Origin of the sequence: Stenotrophomonas sp. SrG, assembly GCF_050031795.1 — a bacterium.
In the GTDB taxonomy this organism is placed as follows: Bacteria; Pseudomonadota; Gammaproteobacteria; order Xanthomonadales; family Xanthomonadaceae; genus Stenotrophomonas; species Stenotrophomonas rhizophila_A.
The window spans coordinates 1-234 of the sequence record NZ_JBNBBE010001443.1 but is presented as its reverse complement, the minus strand read 5'-3'; the positions used below and the strand labels follow the sequence as shown (position 1 = coordinate 234).

Annotated in this window: 1 protein-coding gene; it reads right to left on the bottom strand. The window is 67.9% G+C overall.

All coding sequences use genetic code 11. From position 1 onward, the window contains the following. Positions 1-234: protein-disulfide reductase DsbD domain-containing protein (locus ACQG3P_RS24175; protein ID WP_426806464.1), on the bottom strand; the 234-nt coding region annotated here is incomplete at both ends.

Genomic DNA, 234 nt, shown 5'->3' with positions numbered 1-234 from the left:
AGGTTTCCACTTCGCCGAAGAAGTCATCGTGGTGCTTCTTGCCGGCCGGCATCTGCGGCGCCTCGGCACTGAAGCCGGCGTCGCTCTTGACCGTGGTGCGGTGGCGGTAGAGGGAGTAGCCCGGCGCGATCTTCCAGCTCACCTCGAGACGGTCGCGGTCGCGCGCCGGCGCGCTCAGCCCGAAGGCTTCATCCACCGGCAGCAGGTCTTTCACGCTGACGGCCACAGCCGGCA